Raw genomic sequence first — 14,157 nt, 5'->3', positions numbered from 1 at the left:
CGGACTTAAAAGGCGGCTGGCGGACCTTGTCCCGGCCGCCTTTTTCATTTGTGGAGCGCGCCATGCATCTGATCGTTGGATTGGGCAATCCGGGCGGCAAATACGCCGGCAACCGTCACAATGTGGGTTTCATGGCGCTCGACGCTATCGCCGAGGACTGGCGGCTGGGACCCTGGAAGTCGCGCTTCTCGGGGCAGACCGTCGAGGGCGTGGTGGAGACGGGGCAGGGGCCCAAGAAGGTGCTGCTGCTCAAGCCCCAGACCTTTTACAATGAGTCCGGTCGCGCGGTGGCCGAGGCGGCGCGCTTTTACAAGATCGATGCGGACAAGATCGTGGTCTTCCATGACGAGCTGGATCTCGCGCCGGGCAAGTTCCGGCTGAAGACCGGCGGCGGGCATGCGGGCAATAACGGCCTGCGCTCCACCAAGGCGCATATCGAGGGCGATTTCAAACGCGGGCGTATCGGCATTGGCCATCCCGGCGACAAGAACCAGGTCACAAACTGGGTGCTGGGCGATTTCTCCAAGGCCGAGGGCGAATGGCTGGGCCCGCTTCTGGACGCCATTGCACGCGCCTTCCCGTTGATCCTTGAAGGCAATGAAGACGCCTTCCAGACCAAGGTGACCCACCTCGCGCCAGCGCCCTGAATGAACAGAAGTTCACAATTCCGCCAGTTTTCCGGCGGGAAGCCGCCGTTAAAAACTCTCCAGATTTCCCTGATTTCGACCATCTGCGGACACAAGCGCCCATCATATTCAATCCTGCCAGACGACGAGGCGGCCCTCAGACGCCTGTCGGAACTGGCCTAGAGCAAGGAGAGAGACTGATGAAACGCCAAGTTCTGATTTCCACGATCGCTGCCGCTGCCTTTGCAGGCGCTGCCTTCGCTGAAGCCCCGATGTTCGACACCGTCGACACCGATGGCGACGGCGTGATCACCCTGTCCGAAGCGCAAGCTGTTGCGCCGGAACTGACCGAAGACGAATTCGCCGCTTTCGACGTCAACGCTGACGGCGGCCTTGACCAAGCCGAGTTCGAAGCCTGGGCAGCAACCCTGCCGGCTGAAGAGCACGGCGAAGAGCACTAAGCTCGAACTGCGCTTCACACCCTCCGCACGTCCCCCAACGTGCACAAAGGGCCGGTCGCTCCGCGACCGGCCCTGTTTGTTTTCGGGCTGATGAACGTCCTGACAGACTTGCGGCGAAGCAGCCCCATTCACGCCCTGACCTTTCCCTTTTGCGGTCCTTTTCAGGTCACAGGGCGGGATGAGAGTGATCCTCGCTCCTCCCCGAGCGCCCGCCGCAAGGCGGATGAACCTTCCCATCTGGCCGGTTGCCTCGCGCAGCCGGCCATTTTTTTTCAGGCAGTCAGGACAGGGGGGCAACGCCGCTGACTTCGCCGGCTCAGGCCGGGATCGTCAGCGGGTTCTTGAGCACCAGCACGGCCAGATAGCCGATATAGGCCAGCGTCATGATCAGACCGGACACGCGGCCGATGGGGCGGCGCAGCACAGCGAAGCCCAGAATGGCGAGCGCGGAGACCGTCATCACCCAGAAATCCAGCTGGATGAACTGGGCGTCTACCGGCGCGGGCTGGCCCGTTGCAAAGCTGGCTGCAATGCCGGTGATCCCGCCCACGGCGCTGATATTGAAGATGTTGGAGCCGACCACATTGCCGATCGCCATTTCCGCCTGCTTGCGCAAGGCCGCGACGAGCGCAGTGGCGAGTTCGGGCAGGGAGGTGCCGAACGCCAGGATGGTCAGGCCGATCACGGCGTCGGGCACATTGAACAGAGCGGCGATGCCCACGCCGCCATCCACGATGAGCTGGGCGCCGACAGGCAGCATCACCAGACCGCCCAGAAGGAACAACGCCACCATGGGCGCCTTCTTCGGCAGGCCGTCCATATGCTCGATATCGGTCAGCTCGGCGATCATCGGATCGTCGCTGTGAGATTTTGCGGTCAGCGCCAGGAAGCCGATATAGCCGACTATGCCGGCCGCCAGAATGCCGCCGTCGGTCAGCGAGAGCGCGCCGTCCAGGCACAGGGCGATGAACAGGGCGGTGAAGCCCAGAGCGATCAGGGCGTTGCGCTTGACGCCGGTCGCCGAGGACGCGATGGGCGCGAGAAGGGCGGGCAAGCCCAGCACCAGAAGCACGTTGGCGATGTTGGAGCCGACAATATTGCCGATGGCGAGACCGGGCGCGCCTTCAACCGCGGCGGCGGCGCTGACCACCATTTCCGGTGCGCTGGTGCCGAAGGCGACAATGGTGAGCCCGACCAGAAGCGGCGGAACCCCGGCCTTGCTGGCGAGCGCAGTCGCGCCACGCACCAAGATATCGCCGCCCGTCAGAAGGACGACGATGCCGCCGAGCACCATCAGGCTGAACAGAAGAATGTCAGGCATAAAGACCTGCGTCTCTGGCGGGCGAGGCCCGCGAGAGCCCTAGTCCAGACGCTTGTTGTCGATCAGGTTCAGGATCGCGAAAACGCCGAAAGCGAGGCCGAGGGCGACAATAGCTGCCATGGGACGGGTCCTTCTCGAGAAACTTGAGCGTGCGCGCTTGGCGCATCCGCTAGCGGATATAGCGCGATGCGCGTCGGAGAGAAAGGCTGATGGCGTCTGGTTCACCAGTCATTGACACCCTTAAGTCATGGTAGCAATCCTGCCTGAACCCGGATGGGGAACCGTTGAATGGCGCGTGACATGATTTCGGACGCTAGAAGTCGCCAGCTTCTGGAAGCGATTTCAGATGTTCAGGCCATTTATATTGGCGGTGAGCAGTCCGCCTATGATTCGTTCAACCGGCTACTGGCCATCCTGCTCGAGATCACAGGCTCCGAATACGGCTTTGTCGGGGAAGTGGTTGGCGAGGGGGACGGGATCAATCCCTGGCTCCGCTCCTGGGCGATGACCGATATCAGCTGGGATCCGGCCTCCCGCGCGCTCTATCAGCAATCGGGCCGCGAAGGGGTGATGGAGTTCGTCAACACCAGGTTGTTGTTCGCCCGGATTCTCAAGGATTCACGGCCGGTGATCGCCAACGGCGCCGAGGGCGGAAAGCTTGATGTGAACCTGCCGCCCGGGCACCCTCCGATGACCGCCTTTCTGGGCTTGCCCCTGATGAGCGGGGATGAGCTTCTGGGCATTGCCGGCGTGGCCAATCGCGAGGGCGGGTATGACCCGGCGCTGGCGCACTTTCTGACGCCGCTGACCAGCACCATCGGGGCCTTCATCAAGGCGCGGCGACTGGACGAGGCCGCCAAGGCGACCCAGGCGCGGCTTGAAAAGTCGGAATCGCGCTACGCGCTGGCCATTGAAGGCACTGGCGCGGGCATCTGGGAGTGGAATGCCGACGAAGAGACCCTGTACTGGTCCAAACGCCTGCTGGACATCATGGGTTTGCCGGAAACCTATCAGCCGCCGACCTCGAAGGCGGGGCTGGATTTCATGCATCCGAGTGACCGTGATCGCTATCAGACCGCGATCTGGCGGCATCTGGAGACCGGTACGCCGCTGCGGGAGCGGTTGCGCGTGCGCCATACGGATGGTCGCTGGCTCTATGTGGAATCCCACGGTCAGGCGGAAAAGGTTGATGTCGGCGCGCCGCGCCGCATGGTCGGCACGCTCGTGGATGTCAGCGAGATTGCGGATGCGGAGTCTCGCGCCCTCAAGGCCCGGCTGACCGCCGAAGTGGCCGTCAACAGCGCCCGCATGGGCCGTTGGTGGTACACGGTTGGAGACGAAACCATCTTTCTCGACAAGCGCTTCGCGGACCTGCTGGGGCGTCCGGACCTGGAGGACAAACCGCTTCCACTTGCAGATATGCAGGCACTGATGGTGGGTGAGGATCGCGAGGATGTGGCCGAGAAGCTGGCGGCGACCCTGGATTCCGAGGATGGACGGCTCAGCGTTGCGCACCGTGTGATCCGGCCGGACGGGGAGGTGCTCTGGCTTCAGGTGGATGGCGCGATTATCCGCCGCGATGAAACCGGCCGCCCTCTGGAACTGACCGGGATCGCCGCAGACCAGACCCCCTTGCGCAAGGCCGAGCAGGAAGCCAACGAACATCGCCGGCTGTATGAGCTGGCGATCAAGGGCTCGGACCTGGCGGTCTTCGACCTCGACTTCAAAACCGACCGGCTGTTCGCCTCGCCCGGCTATTACCATATGACGGGCAATCCCCAGCCGTCCGGCGTGCGCAAGATTTCCGACTTTCTGGAAGCCGTGCATCCCGATGACCTCTCCTCGGTCCAGAAAACCCTGCGGGACCCGGTCATCGAGCCGGGGGAGCCGGGGCCGCACAAGCAGAATCTGGTGTTCAGATTACGCCACAAGGGCGGCCATTACCTCTGGATCGAAGGGGTGGGCGAGGTTCTTTGCGACGCCGAAGGTCGTCCGGAACGGATCTCCGGCACCCTGCGCAACATCACCGAAAAACTGAGAATCGAGCAGGAGGCCCGTCAGGCCGGCTTGCGCGCCCAGATGGCGCTGCGCGTCGCGGGGCTTGGCGTGTGGGAGCTTGAGGCCCATAGCGGGGTCTTGCGCATGGATGCGACCCTGGCCTCGATCCTGGGACAGCCCGGGCTGGCGTTTGAGGAGGCCAATGTCGAGCGCCTCGTTCATTTTACGCATCCCGAGGATCGTGATGAGGTTCACAAGCTGGCTCAGGTCCTGCTCACGGGCGAACAGGAGCAACTGGTTCTCGAACACCGCATCATCAACTCAGGCGGCCAGACGGTCTGGATCAAGGTGTTCATCCGGGTCGTGGATCGCGATGAGCATGATCGCCCCATCCGCATGATCGGCATTGTCGAGGATCTGACCCAGCAGAAGCTGGCCGAAGACACCCTGAAGGGCGCCCTGGCGCGCGCTGAAGCGGCGAGCGAGGCGAAGTCGCAATTCCTCGCCAATATGAGTCACGAAATCCGCACGCCGCTCAATGGCGTGCTGGGCATAGCCCAGTTGCTGGCGTTGACCGATCTGGATGATCGTCAGAAGGAATTTGTCCAGACGATCCGGTCGTCGGGCCGCGCTCTGCTCTCCATCATCGAGGACATTCTGGATCTGTCCAAGATCGAGGTGGGCAAGCTTAAGCTGGTCAAACGTCCGACCTGCCCGGCTGAGGTCATTGAGGAAACCGTGCAGGCCCACGCGCCTGAAGCCGAGCGCAAGAAACTCCCGCTCCGGCTGACCGTTGACCCGCAACTGTCTGCGCTGGCGATGATCGATGCGAACCGCTTGCGGCAGGTGTTGAGCAATCTTCTGGGCAACGCCATCAAGTTCACCGATGTGGGCGAAGTGCGGGTCGAGGCCGGGCCGACCGAACAAGGCATGATGCGGGTATCGGTGTATGATACGGGCCCGGGGTTGAGCGAAAGCGTTCAGAAGCGTGTCTTCGGCCGGTTTGAGCAGGCGGACATGTCTCATTCGCGCAGCCATGAAGGCTCGGGTCTGGGGCTGGCGATTGCTCGCGAGCTGGTCATCCTGATGGGCGGGCAGATCGGCGTGTCTTCGCGGGTCGGGGAAGGCGCCTGTTTCTGGTTTGAAGTGCTGGCTCCGGATGCGGATCCCGACGCCGCCCGTGAGACCGTTCCGGCCGCGCTCGGCCGCACGACTGCTGCAACACGCCGGGACAAGCGCGTGCTGGTCGTTGACGACCAGCAGGTCAATCGCGACGTGACCGCTGAAATGGTCCGGCAGGGCGGGTTCGAGCCCGTCGTCGCCGCCAGTGGCGGTGAAGCGCTGGATCTGTTGCAGAAGGGACAGTTCGACGCGGTTCTGATGGACCTGCACATGCCGGGCATGGGCGGTGAGGAAGCGATCCGTCGCATCCGGTCCGGAGAGGCGGGAGAGTCCCGCATACCGGTCTATGTGGTGAGCGCGGACGCTACGGTTGAAACCCGTGCGCGTGTAAAGGCCTTGGACGTTGAAGGCTATTTCAGCAAGCCGGTCGAATTGAACGCGCTTGTCAACGCACTCGACGGCTTGTCGCACGTTCAACGTCTGTAGAACCGGGATGGAGAATTCCGGGTCCGCTAAGCCTTGAGAGTGGAACTTATCGCCCTAGCTGACGTTTTATCAGCATAAAGGAGGCGATATGACCATTCGTGCAGACAAAACTGAAGCACGCCAGGGTGAGCGCCGGGCTTGGCAAGAACATGTCTTGTATCTGTCGATGGGTGGCGCGGCAGTGGCGTTGGCTATAATTGCCGTTGTCTTCATCCTGTAAGACGTTTTGCCTGTGGCCGAGGTACTGTCTTGGTGCGGCTGGGCGCCGGTCAGGCAGCGAGCTCTCCCGGTTAAAAGGTCAACAAGACCTTAAAATAGGCTGCGCATAGACCCGGACTGATGCTAGGGTCCGGACGCGTCGCCCGTGGGGAGGCAGACGCCTTGGATTGAGGGAGGCCGGTATGGGCCTGATCTTTGCGCGCGCCACCAATGCGACGTTCACGATTTTTCTGTCATTCGTCCTGTCTTACATCATGCTGATCAGCATGGGCATTTTGTGGCCCGAAGGATTGGACTGGCTGGTTCAACGCGCCAAGGATTTCGAGGCGCTGATCTTGCGGCCCGACATTCCGGTTCGCTACAAGGTCTGGATGGATCTGCTGATCGAGGAAGGCGCGATTCTGCTGCTGTTCTTCACCCTGATCGCCCGCATTATCGTGGCGCTTGTGGGCACGGCGATCTCCGCCCCGTTCAAGAAGCATTAGCAAGCGTTTCAGACGCACTCAGGCAACTGGTCAAACCTTGCGGATTTGGGCAAGCTCGCGTCATGACTGACCCGCGCGCCGCCCATATTCTGGTTTGTGATGATGATGACCGCATTCGCGATCTTCTGACGAAGTTCCTGCGCGGTCGGGGGTTGCGCGTCACCGCCGCCAGTGATGGCAAGAAGGCGCTGTCGCTTCTGGCGCAGATGCGCTTTGACCTGATCATCCTGGACGTGATGATGCCGGGCGCAGACGGGTTTGAAGTCACCGAGACCGTGCGCCGGACCGACGCCACGCCGATCCTGCTGCTCACCGCGCGCGGCGAGCCCGAGGATCGTATCCGGGGCTTGAGCCTGGGCGCGGACGACTATCTCGCCAAACCTTTCGAGCCTGAAGAGCTGGTGCTGCGGGTGCAGGCCATTTTGCGCCGGGCCTTGCCGCAGACGCGCGGGCCGTCCGCCGTCGCCTTCGGACCATGGCGCTTCGAGATCGAGAGCGGCCAGCTCAGCGAGGATGGCAAGCCGGTGCGCCTTACCGGTGGGGAGACGGCCTTGCTGGCCGCGCTCGCCAAATCCAATGGCGAAGCGGTCTCGCGTCAGTCCTTGTCAGAACAGGCCGCCAATGGCGCGGGCGAGCGGGCGGTGGATGTTCAGATCACCCGTCTTCGCCGCAAGATCGAGGCGGACCCTAAGGCCCCCCTCTATATCCAGACCGTGCGCGGGTCGGGCTACAAACTGGTCGCGGATCCGGTCTATGACGGCGCTGAAGGCTAGGCCCATGCGCTTTTCCATCAAACCCTATCTGCCCAAGGGCCTGTTCGAGCGCTCGCTCCTGATCATTGTGCTGCCTGTGGCGCTGATGCAGGGGGCGGTGACCTGGGCCTTCTTTGACCAGCACTGGCAGACCACCACCGCGCGCCTGAGTGAAAGCGTGGCCGGCGAGGTGGCGCTCGTGGTCCGGCTTTATGAACGCGAAGGCCCGGACCAGTTTGACTCGCTGGCGAACCTGGCCTTCGCCACCACCGATCTCAGCGTCGAGTTCCGCGAGGGCGATACGCTGCCCACCTCGCGCCGCACCGCTTTCTTTCGCGCCCTCGATCGCACCTTGCGCACCGCGCTGGGCGACGAGATGAACAACGCCTTCTGGTTCGACACCACGCGCTACCCCTCCTATGTCGACATCCGCGTGCAGGTGGATGGCGGCGTGTTGCGCTTCATCGCCGCGCGCGACCGGGTGTTCGCCACCACCGGGCATATCTTCCTGATCTGGCTGTTCCTCGCCACGGGCCTTCTGCTGACGGTCGCGATCCTCTTCATTCGCAATCAGGTCAAACCCATCCGCCAGCTCGCCGAGGCCGCCGAAGCCTTTGGCCGCGGCCAGGATGTGGAGCGCTTCAAGCCTGCCGGCGCGCGCGAAGTGCGCCGCGCCAGCGCCGCGTTCTTGGATATGCGCGCGCGGCTCAAGCGCCATATCGAACAGCGCACGCAATTGCTTGCGGGCGTCAGCCACGACCTTCGAACCCCGCTCACGCGCTTGCGTCTCCAGCTCGCCTTGATGCCCCAGAGCGAAGAGCGGGACGCCGCGCGCCGCGATCTCGCTGACATGGAAGCCGCGCTTGAAGAATACCTCGCCTTTGCACGCGGTCAGGCGGGGGAGGAGCCTGACGCGCTCGATCTCACCGCCCTGTGCGAAACCCTCGCCGACGACGCCGCGCGCGAAGGCGTTGACCTGCGGCTTGAAGTCGAGGACGGCCTTGTGGTGCAGGCGCGCGAGAGCGCTCTGAAACGCGCGCTCGCCAATCTCGTCTCCAACGCCGCCGCCCATGCCGAGGATGTGCTTCTGATCGCGCGGCGTAATGGCTCGCGGCTTGAAATCCTCATTGATGACAATGGCCCCGGCATCCCCGCCGAACAGCGCGAGGACGCCTTCAAGCCCTTCTCGCGTCTGGATGAAAGCCGCAACGCCAACCGCAAGGGGGTTGGCCTCGGCCTTGCCATCGCCCGCGACACCCTGCGCGCCCATGGCGGTGAGTTGCGGCTTGAGGACTCTCCGCTCGGCGGTTTGCGCGCCCGGGTCAGCTTGCCGGCGTAGGGGGGCAAGCTCTCTTCCCCGACTGAAAGCAGGAAAGAGAGCTATTGGTTGGCTTATTGGTTGTCGAAGCTGAAATCGGTCAGTCCGCCCGTCAGTGTGACAGCGAAGCGTCGCATCTGGACGGAATTGGAGAACTGAGCGGTGTTCGCGTGCACCCGGAACGTGATGTTGGCGCGCGCAAAGTTTCCGCAATCGGCCAGGTCATTGCTGGTGATCACATAGTCGTTCTCGCTGGCGCGTTCGGGACGCACCGTCAGCTCGCAATCCAGATAACTGCCGCTGTAGTCCCCCGATGTTGTGTTGGCGAGCGCCGCCTGAATCCGGGTCGGAGCACCATCAATGCCGGTGATGCGGAAGACATTCTGAGTGCCGACGGTGCTGTCGCCAGTCCACTCAAACGGGCCAAGGACAATGTTGGACTGACCGTTGGTGCTGCTCGCGCGGATCTGGGCGGGCGGGCGGACGTCATGGTCAAAATTGAAGTCCGTCAGGTCGCCGTGAGCGCCAATCGCAATACGCCGCATCCGCACCCCGTCAGGCATATCATCCGCCAGGGCCGTCATCCGGAAACTCAGATCCGCCCGCCCGAAGGTCCCGCAATCAGCAAGGTCGGCTGCGCTGATCAGATAGTCGTGTGCGCCGGAGCGCGCGGGACGGATTTGCAGATTGCAGTCTGAATAGGTCCCGTCATACCCGCTGTTGGCGGCATTGCTGATAGCGACCTCGATTTGCCGGGGCTCTCCGGACAGGCCGGAGATGCGGAACAGATTCTGTGTCGGAGCCGTCGCATCACCCGTCCATTCAAACGGTCCGGCTTCGATCCGGGCCAGGCCGCCAGACGTCGCTTCAAGCTGGATCGGCACGTCTGTGAGCTGGTCAAATGAGAAGTCCGTCACCGCGCCCTGCGCTGTAGAGACAAAGCGCGTCAGGGTGACTGGATCAGAATAGTTAGCGATATCGGTAAATCTGAAGCTGAGATCGGCGCGTCCAAAATCACCGCACGCGGCCAGATCAGCGCTGGTAAAGGCGTAGACGCCTTGTGTGACCGCGCTGAAGGGCACATTGATCGTGCAATCGCTGTAGTCTCCGTCAAAACCGTCAACAGCGGCATTGGCGATGGCGATGTCCATGCTCTGCGGCAGGCTGGTTGTCAGGCCGGACAGCCGGAAGTGGTGCATGCGGCCGCTCGAGGGCGTTTCCGTCCATTCGAACGGGCCGAACTCGAGCGCTCCGGGGCCCTCGCCCCAACGGGACAAGGGGCTCCGGTCCACATTCTGATCACTCAGCATTCCGGTCTCGCTGATCCGGAAGCGACGCAGGGTGATGCGATTGCTCAGATCGGCGCCCTGGGGAGTGATCTGGAACATCACGTCCGCAGATCCGAATGAGCCGCAGGCGGCGAGATCCTGCGCCAGGATCAGGTATTCACTGCCGGAATGACGCCCGGGCTGGATGGCCAGATCACAATCTGTGAAACTGCCGTCGAAGCCGTTGATCTCGGCATCATGGAACGCGATCTCGATCCTGCTGGGGGGGGCGTTGTGCAAACCGGTGACGCGGAAAATGTCCCGGCCTTCACCATCGGGTTCGATGACGTTCGGGAAGGGGCCGAAGGCGCGCTTGCCTGGCTCGTTCACCCAGATGATCTGGGTGGTGGCGATGCCGATGACATCCGACCTGTTCAGAAGTGTGTCGGTGAGCTGGGCGCCGACATAATAGGCGCCGACCGGGAAGTTGGGCGGGAGGCCCCAGTCAAAACTTCCGCGTGCAGAACGCTCTCCATTAAATCTGACCAGAGGGGCGCTATAGATCGTCTGGCGTTTATTGGCCTCGGTATGGCTCAGAGTGACCGAGAGATAATTCAGGCCCGCGTCTCCCTCATCAAGCAAGTCATACTCAATATGCAAGGTAGAGCCCAGGTTGGACGTCTCCATGGCATCTGGCGAGACGGAGAGGCGGTTTACGACCGGTGCGAGCGTGTCGCCGCCCTCGTCATTGATCAACGTGACCCGCCGTGACGAATCGACTTCCTGATTGTTCAGGAACAATCTGTTCCTGGCGTTATCCATGAGAATGACGCTCACATAATAGTCACCTGCGGGCGTCTCGGCGGGGATCGTCAACGTCGCTGTACTCTGCTGCTCGCTTTCACCATCCAGCTCAACAAAGGTGTTGGCGATCGCGCCCATATAGGTCGGCGTTCCGATCTCAAAGAGTCCCATGCTCAGATAGTCCAGCCCGGCCGGACCGATATCGTGGATCTCATACGCGATGTTCAGAGTTCCATCCGTGCCGTCCAGCGTGAGCGGGTCAGGTGTGATCGTCAGCGAGTCCAGGACAGGCGCTTCAGTATCGCTCGCCGTGTTATGGATCATCACCGTGGGTGCGGGGACGCTGATATCATTGCTGTTGCCCGCGCCGTCAAAGACGAACATGCGAACCCGATACTCACCCGCAAGCACCGAGCGGTTGAGCGCAATGCGCACCCGACCTGATGAACGTGCTCCGGTGGGCAGGAACGCACCGCCGGTAATGGCCGGGGCTGTCCGTTCGGTCACATGTTCGAGGTCCAGTATCATCCGTTCGAGATAAGAGCCGCCTTCGTCAGAGATTTCATACTCGACCCAGACGGTCGTCTCTCCGGCATCGATATCCACTTCATCGGGTGAGATGGTCAGCCTGTCCACAACGGGGCGGATGGTGTCCACCGCCTGCGGCCGGCTCACCTCTGAGGGGGCGGCCGTGTCGTCAGCATGAGAGCCCACGATCTCGCCGTCCGAGCCGGGCAGGAGGGTGGCGGAGCCGCGGATCAGGCGCATCGGCGCGGCCGTCGCGTCCGCAACCGGCGCCGCATAGGTCTGAAGGTCGGCGACCAGCAGCGCGCAGCCGTCCGGCGCGTCGCGGCACAGATCAAGCCGGTGTTCAAAGGCCAGGCGCGCCTCAAGCGGCAGGCCCTCATGAGCGCGCAGCGCCAGAAGGCGCGCCGCGTCAGCCTGCAGCGCCGATGAGGCCTCGTCCTGCGCCCGCACAGCGCCCGTCGCGCCAACCAGAATGGCCAAAGCGCAAAGCCCTGCCTTGATGCGTGAATGCGGCATTCTTCCCCTCCAGATTGCGCGCGTATCAGTCGAGCGCACTATAGGGTGAAAACCGGCGCTGAAAACCAGCCTTCAGAATGTATTAATGTTTTATTCGCAGTTGCGGCCCCCGGCCTCGTCGCGCCTTGAAACGCGTATTGACGCCTCTGCCTTGAAAGTTAATTTTTTACGACCTGAGGGGGAGCGACATGTCGGACAACACGTATGAGAGCGGGGCCGATGACGGCCGCGCGAGCGAATTTGCGAGCGGACAGTCTACGTCCGGCGTCTATGAGTCAGAGCGCGAGAAGCTGACGCGCGAAGAGCTTGGCCTGGTTCTGGAAGACCAGAGGGTCATTGAATCGCGCGAGCGGTTCGAGACAAGCCTTCAGGTGCTGGCGGGCTGGACCAGCTGGAGCCTTGTCGGGCTGGCGGTCTTCGTGCTGGGCGTCCTCTGTGACGTGTTTGCCGTAACGCCCGCCTTGTTCGAGCGCTATCTTGGTTGCGCCGGCACGGAGTGCGGCGCCATCGCCTCGGTCTCGCTGGCCAGCCTGACCAATTGGGGCGTCAGCCTGCTCGGCGCCCTTCTGGCGGGGCTGGGGCTCTTCAAGCTGCGCTTCCAGCGCATCCTCGCCGTGCGCCGCTCCTATTCAGAGATGATGCAGCGCTTCCGGCAGCGAGACGCCCTGCGTCCCGTCTTCATCGGCAGCGGTCGCGTGCAGCTCGCCCTGACCGGGGAGGGCTTGCAGCTCATCGGCTCGGGGCGGCGGCTCGTGCTTGACTGGCGGGCCTTTGATGGAAACGACCTGCTCTACGACCCGGCCTATAACCGGACCCTGCCCGAGGCGTATGCGAACAAGTCGGAGCTGCGCCCGTATGAGCTGGAGGAGTTCCTGACGGCGCCAGACCTGCCGGACTCCCTCAAAGCCTTTCGCGAAGAGGCGATTGTGTGGGCGAAGTCCAATGACAGCCTGTGCCTGCCGCTGCGACAGCAGATTGGCGACCGCACCGCCGCCTCGCAAGCCGAGCCGACCGGCGCCGGGCAAGCCGATGTGGAGCATATCCGCGATTACCTGCTCCTGCCCAAACGGGTGTTCCGCGACACCATCAGCGGGCTCGACTGGAACCGGGCCGTGCCCGCCATCCTGTACATGATCTTCAGCCGGGATAACTCCGTCGACGGCCCCCGGCGCGAGCGGGAAGCCGACATCCGGCGCTGATCGGGATGACAGGGGAGGGCGCCGCAATCGCTCCCCTGTCTCCCCACGACACGGAAGAGGGACGCGCGGCGCGCGCTTCACCCCACTTCACCCGCCATACTCGGGCGGCAGGGGTCTGATGCCCAGGGCTTCGCGGTGGGCGTCGGTGAACTCTTCGCCCTCTTTCAGCCCGGCCCGCTCGCGCAGATGCTGCTGCAGGCGGGTCAGCCTGCGGATCAGCTCATTGCGATAGTAATAGCCATCGCGTTCAGGTTTAGGCTGCGGTGCGCTGGCGCGCATGCGGTCATAGCGCTCCGCGAGGCGCAGCGCCTGCTCGGCCTGTCGCAAGCGCCCCGCTTCGGTCAAGGCGAGCGCGCGCTGTTTCAGGCTCCGCGCCATCTGCCCCCATTGCTCGGCGCTGATCTCGGGGGCGTCTTCGCGCGCGTCCTGCTCCTCACCCTCTGTCATCCCCCGCCTTGTGCGGGGGATCCATTCCGGTTGAGCAGAGGCCAGGTCACGGCATGGATTCACCGGATAAACCGGTGAATGACAGGGAGAGGGTGAGGGAGAGGGAGAGGGTGAGGGAGCACCCACACCCCGCCCCGACGCGTCCCAGGCCGCCGCGTCCAGATCACAGACGCGAAAGCCATGCGCCTCGGCCCAGCGATAGATGGTGCTCACCGTCACGCCGCAGGCGCGCGCGATCTCGGCGGTCTCTGCCCCCGCCTCCCGCATCGCCCGCGCCCGGGCGATCCTTGGATCGGTGATGTCAGGTGTCTCAGCGCTCATGCCCGCAAGGATAGGGGGTGAGGGTGGGGTGGGGGATAGCGCTTCCCCTCGGACTGAAACCCCGGCCTTGAGCCGGGGCCTCCCTCCGCGTCTGGCTCCATACCCTGATGGAGGTCCCGCCGCTCACCCCTCACCTGTCCTCTCCCCTCAGGAAGGGGAGAGGGACGCACGGCGCCCGCTCAGACACATCACCCTCTCAAACTGTCATTCGCCGGTTTATCCGGCGAACCCATGCCGTGACCTGTGATTAAATCAACCGGCATGGATCGGCCGGACAAGCCGTCCG

General features: G+C 63.2%; 11 protein-coding genes and 1 pseudogene. 8 read left to right on the top strand and 4 right to left on the bottom strand.

What is annotated here, in order from left to right; all coding sequences use genetic code 11:
* Positions 1–62 precede the first annotated feature (62 nt).
* Positions 63–647 (top strand): aminoacyl-tRNA hydrolase, encoded by a 585-nt coding sequence (gene pth, locus ACFELO_RS10885; protein WP_440957790.1) that lies wholly within the window; start codon positions 63–65, stop codon positions 645–647.
* Between the two features lie 179 nt (positions 648–826).
* Complete coding sequence (locus tag ACFELO_RS10880) at positions 827–1,087, top strand: hypothetical protein (protein WP_440957789.1); 261 nt, start codon at positions 827–829, stop codon at positions 1,085–1,087.
* 316 nt (positions 1,088–1,403) lie between these two features.
* Here ACFELO_RS10880 and ACFELO_RS10875 read toward each other — a convergent pair whose 3' ends face one another.
* Positions 1,404–2,408, bottom strand: coding sequence for a calcium/sodium antiporter (locus ACFELO_RS10875; RefSeq protein WP_440957788.1), 1,005 nt, complete (start codon positions 2,406–2,408; stop codon positions 1,404–1,406).
* A gap of 288 nt (positions 2,409–2,696) precedes the next feature.
* Here ACFELO_RS10875 and ACFELO_RS10870 point away from each other — a divergent pair, with 288 nt between their 5' ends.
* The 5 genes from ACFELO_RS10870 (at position 2,697) to ACFELO_RS10850 (ending at position 8,809) form a co-directional block, all read left to right on the top strand.
* On the top strand, positions 2,697–6,014 hold the full coding sequence (locus ACFELO_RS10870) for a PAS domain-containing protein (protein WP_440957787.1): 3,318 nt from the start codon (positions 2,697–2,699) through the stop codon (positions 6,012–6,014).
* Positions 6,015–6,102: 88 nt separating this feature from the next.
* On the top strand, positions 6,103–6,234 hold the full coding sequence (locus ACFELO_RS10865) for a hypothetical protein (RefSeq protein WP_440957786.1): 132 nt from the start codon (positions 6,103–6,105) through the stop codon (positions 6,232–6,234).
* Positions 6,235–6,415: 181 nt separating this feature from the next.
* Positions 6,416–6,718, top strand: coding sequence for a hypothetical protein (locus ACFELO_RS10860; RefSeq protein ID WP_440957785.1), 303 nt, complete (start codon positions 6,416–6,418; stop codon positions 6,716–6,718).
* Between the two features lie 62 nt (positions 6,719–6,780).
* Complete coding sequence (locus ACFELO_RS10855) at positions 6,781–7,491, top strand: response regulator (RefSeq protein ID WP_440957784.1); 711 nt, start codon at positions 6,781–6,783, stop codon at positions 7,489–7,491.
* Between the two features lie 4 nt (positions 7,492–7,495).
* Positions 7,496–8,809 (top strand): ATP-binding protein, encoded by a 1,314-nt coding sequence (locus ACFELO_RS10850; protein WP_440957783.1) that lies wholly within the window; start codon positions 7,496–7,498, stop codon positions 8,807–8,809.
* A 53-nt stretch (positions 8,810–8,862) separates the two neighbouring features.
* Here the strand turns inward: ACFELO_RS10850 and ACFELO_RS10845 are convergent, their stop codons facing one another.
* Complete coding sequence (locus tag ACFELO_RS10845; protein WP_440957782.1) at positions 8,863–11,904, bottom strand: hypothetical protein; 3,042 nt, start codon at positions 11,902–11,904, stop codon at positions 8,863–8,865.
* Positions 11,905–12,092: 188 nt separating this feature from the next.
* On the opposite strand from ACFELO_RS10845, the gene ACFELO_RS10840 reads away from it, so the two are divergent.
* Complete coding sequence (locus ACFELO_RS10840) at positions 12,093–13,103, top strand: hypothetical protein (protein ID WP_440957781.1); 1,011 nt, start codon at positions 12,093–12,095, stop codon at positions 13,101–13,103.
* A gap of 87 nt (positions 13,104–13,190) precedes the next feature.
* Here the strand turns inward: ACFELO_RS10840 and ACFELO_RS10835 are convergent, their stop codons facing one another.
* Both ACFELO_RS10835 and ACFELO_RS10830 read right to left on the bottom strand, forming a co-directional pair.
* Positions 13,191–13,550, bottom strand: coding sequence for a hypothetical protein (locus tag ACFELO_RS10835; RefSeq protein WP_440959933.1), 360 nt, complete (start codon positions 13,548–13,550; stop codon positions 13,191–13,193).
* A gap of 207 nt (positions 13,551–13,757) precedes the next feature.
* Positions 13,758–13,871, bottom strand: a pseudogene (locus ACFELO_RS10830) (hypothetical protein); the annotation flags it as partial.
* Positions 13,872–14,157: the final 286 nt, after the last annotated feature.

Origin of the sequence: Oceanicaulis sp. LC35 (genome assembly GCF_052055585.1) — a bacterium.
In the GTDB taxonomy this organism is placed as follows: domain Bacteria; phylum Pseudomonadota; class Alphaproteobacteria; order Caulobacterales; family Maricaulaceae; genus Oceanicaulis.
The sequence above is the reverse complement of the archived record's forward strand: the minus strand, read 5'-3'. Positions and strand labels throughout refer to the sequence as shown.

Excerpts from the sequence above, each read along its gene's own strand:
- ACFELO_RS10875 (WP_440957788.1), bottom strand. The coding sequence starts at position 2,408 with ATGCCTGACATTCTTCTGTTCAGCCTGATGGTGCTCGGCGGCATCGTC.
- ACFELO_RS10880 (WP_440957789.1), top strand. The coding sequence starts at position 827 with ATGAAACGCCAAGTTCTGATTTCCACGATCGCTGCCGCTGCCTTTGCA.
- ACFELO_RS10870 (WP_440957787.1), top strand. The coding sequence starts at position 2,697 with ATGGCGCGTGACATGATTTCGGACGCTAGAAGTCGCCAGCTTCTGGAA.
- ACFELO_RS10840 (WP_440957781.1), top strand. The coding sequence starts at position 12,093 with ATGTCGGACAACACGTATGAGAGCGGGGCCGATGACGGCCGCGCGAGC.
- ACFELO_RS10860 (WP_440957785.1), top strand. The coding sequence starts at position 6,416 with ATGGGCCTGATCTTTGCGCGCGCCACCAATGCGACGTTCACGATTTTT.
- ACFELO_RS10845 (WP_440957782.1), bottom strand. The coding sequence starts at position 11,904 with ATGCCGCATTCACGCATCAAGGCAGGGCTTTGCGCTTTGGCCATTCTG.
- ACFELO_RS10850 (WP_440957783.1), top strand. The coding sequence starts at position 7,496 with ATGCGCTTTTCCATCAAACCCTATCTGCCCAAGGGCCTGTTCGAGCGC.
- ACFELO_RS10835 (WP_440959933.1), bottom strand. The coding sequence starts at position 13,550 with ATGACAGAGGGTGAGGAGCAGGACGCGCGCGAAGACGCCCCCGAGATC.
- ACFELO_RS10855 (WP_440957784.1), top strand. The coding sequence starts at position 6,781 with ATGACTGACCCGCGCGCCGCCCATATTCTGGTTTGTGATGATGATGAC.
- ACFELO_RS10865 (WP_440957786.1), top strand. The coding sequence starts at position 6,103 with ATGACCATTCGTGCAGACAAAACTGAAGCACGCCAGGGTGAGCGCCGG.
- pth (WP_440957790.1), top strand. The coding sequence starts at position 63 with ATGCATCTGATCGTTGGATTGGGCAATCCGGGCGGCAAATACGCCGGC.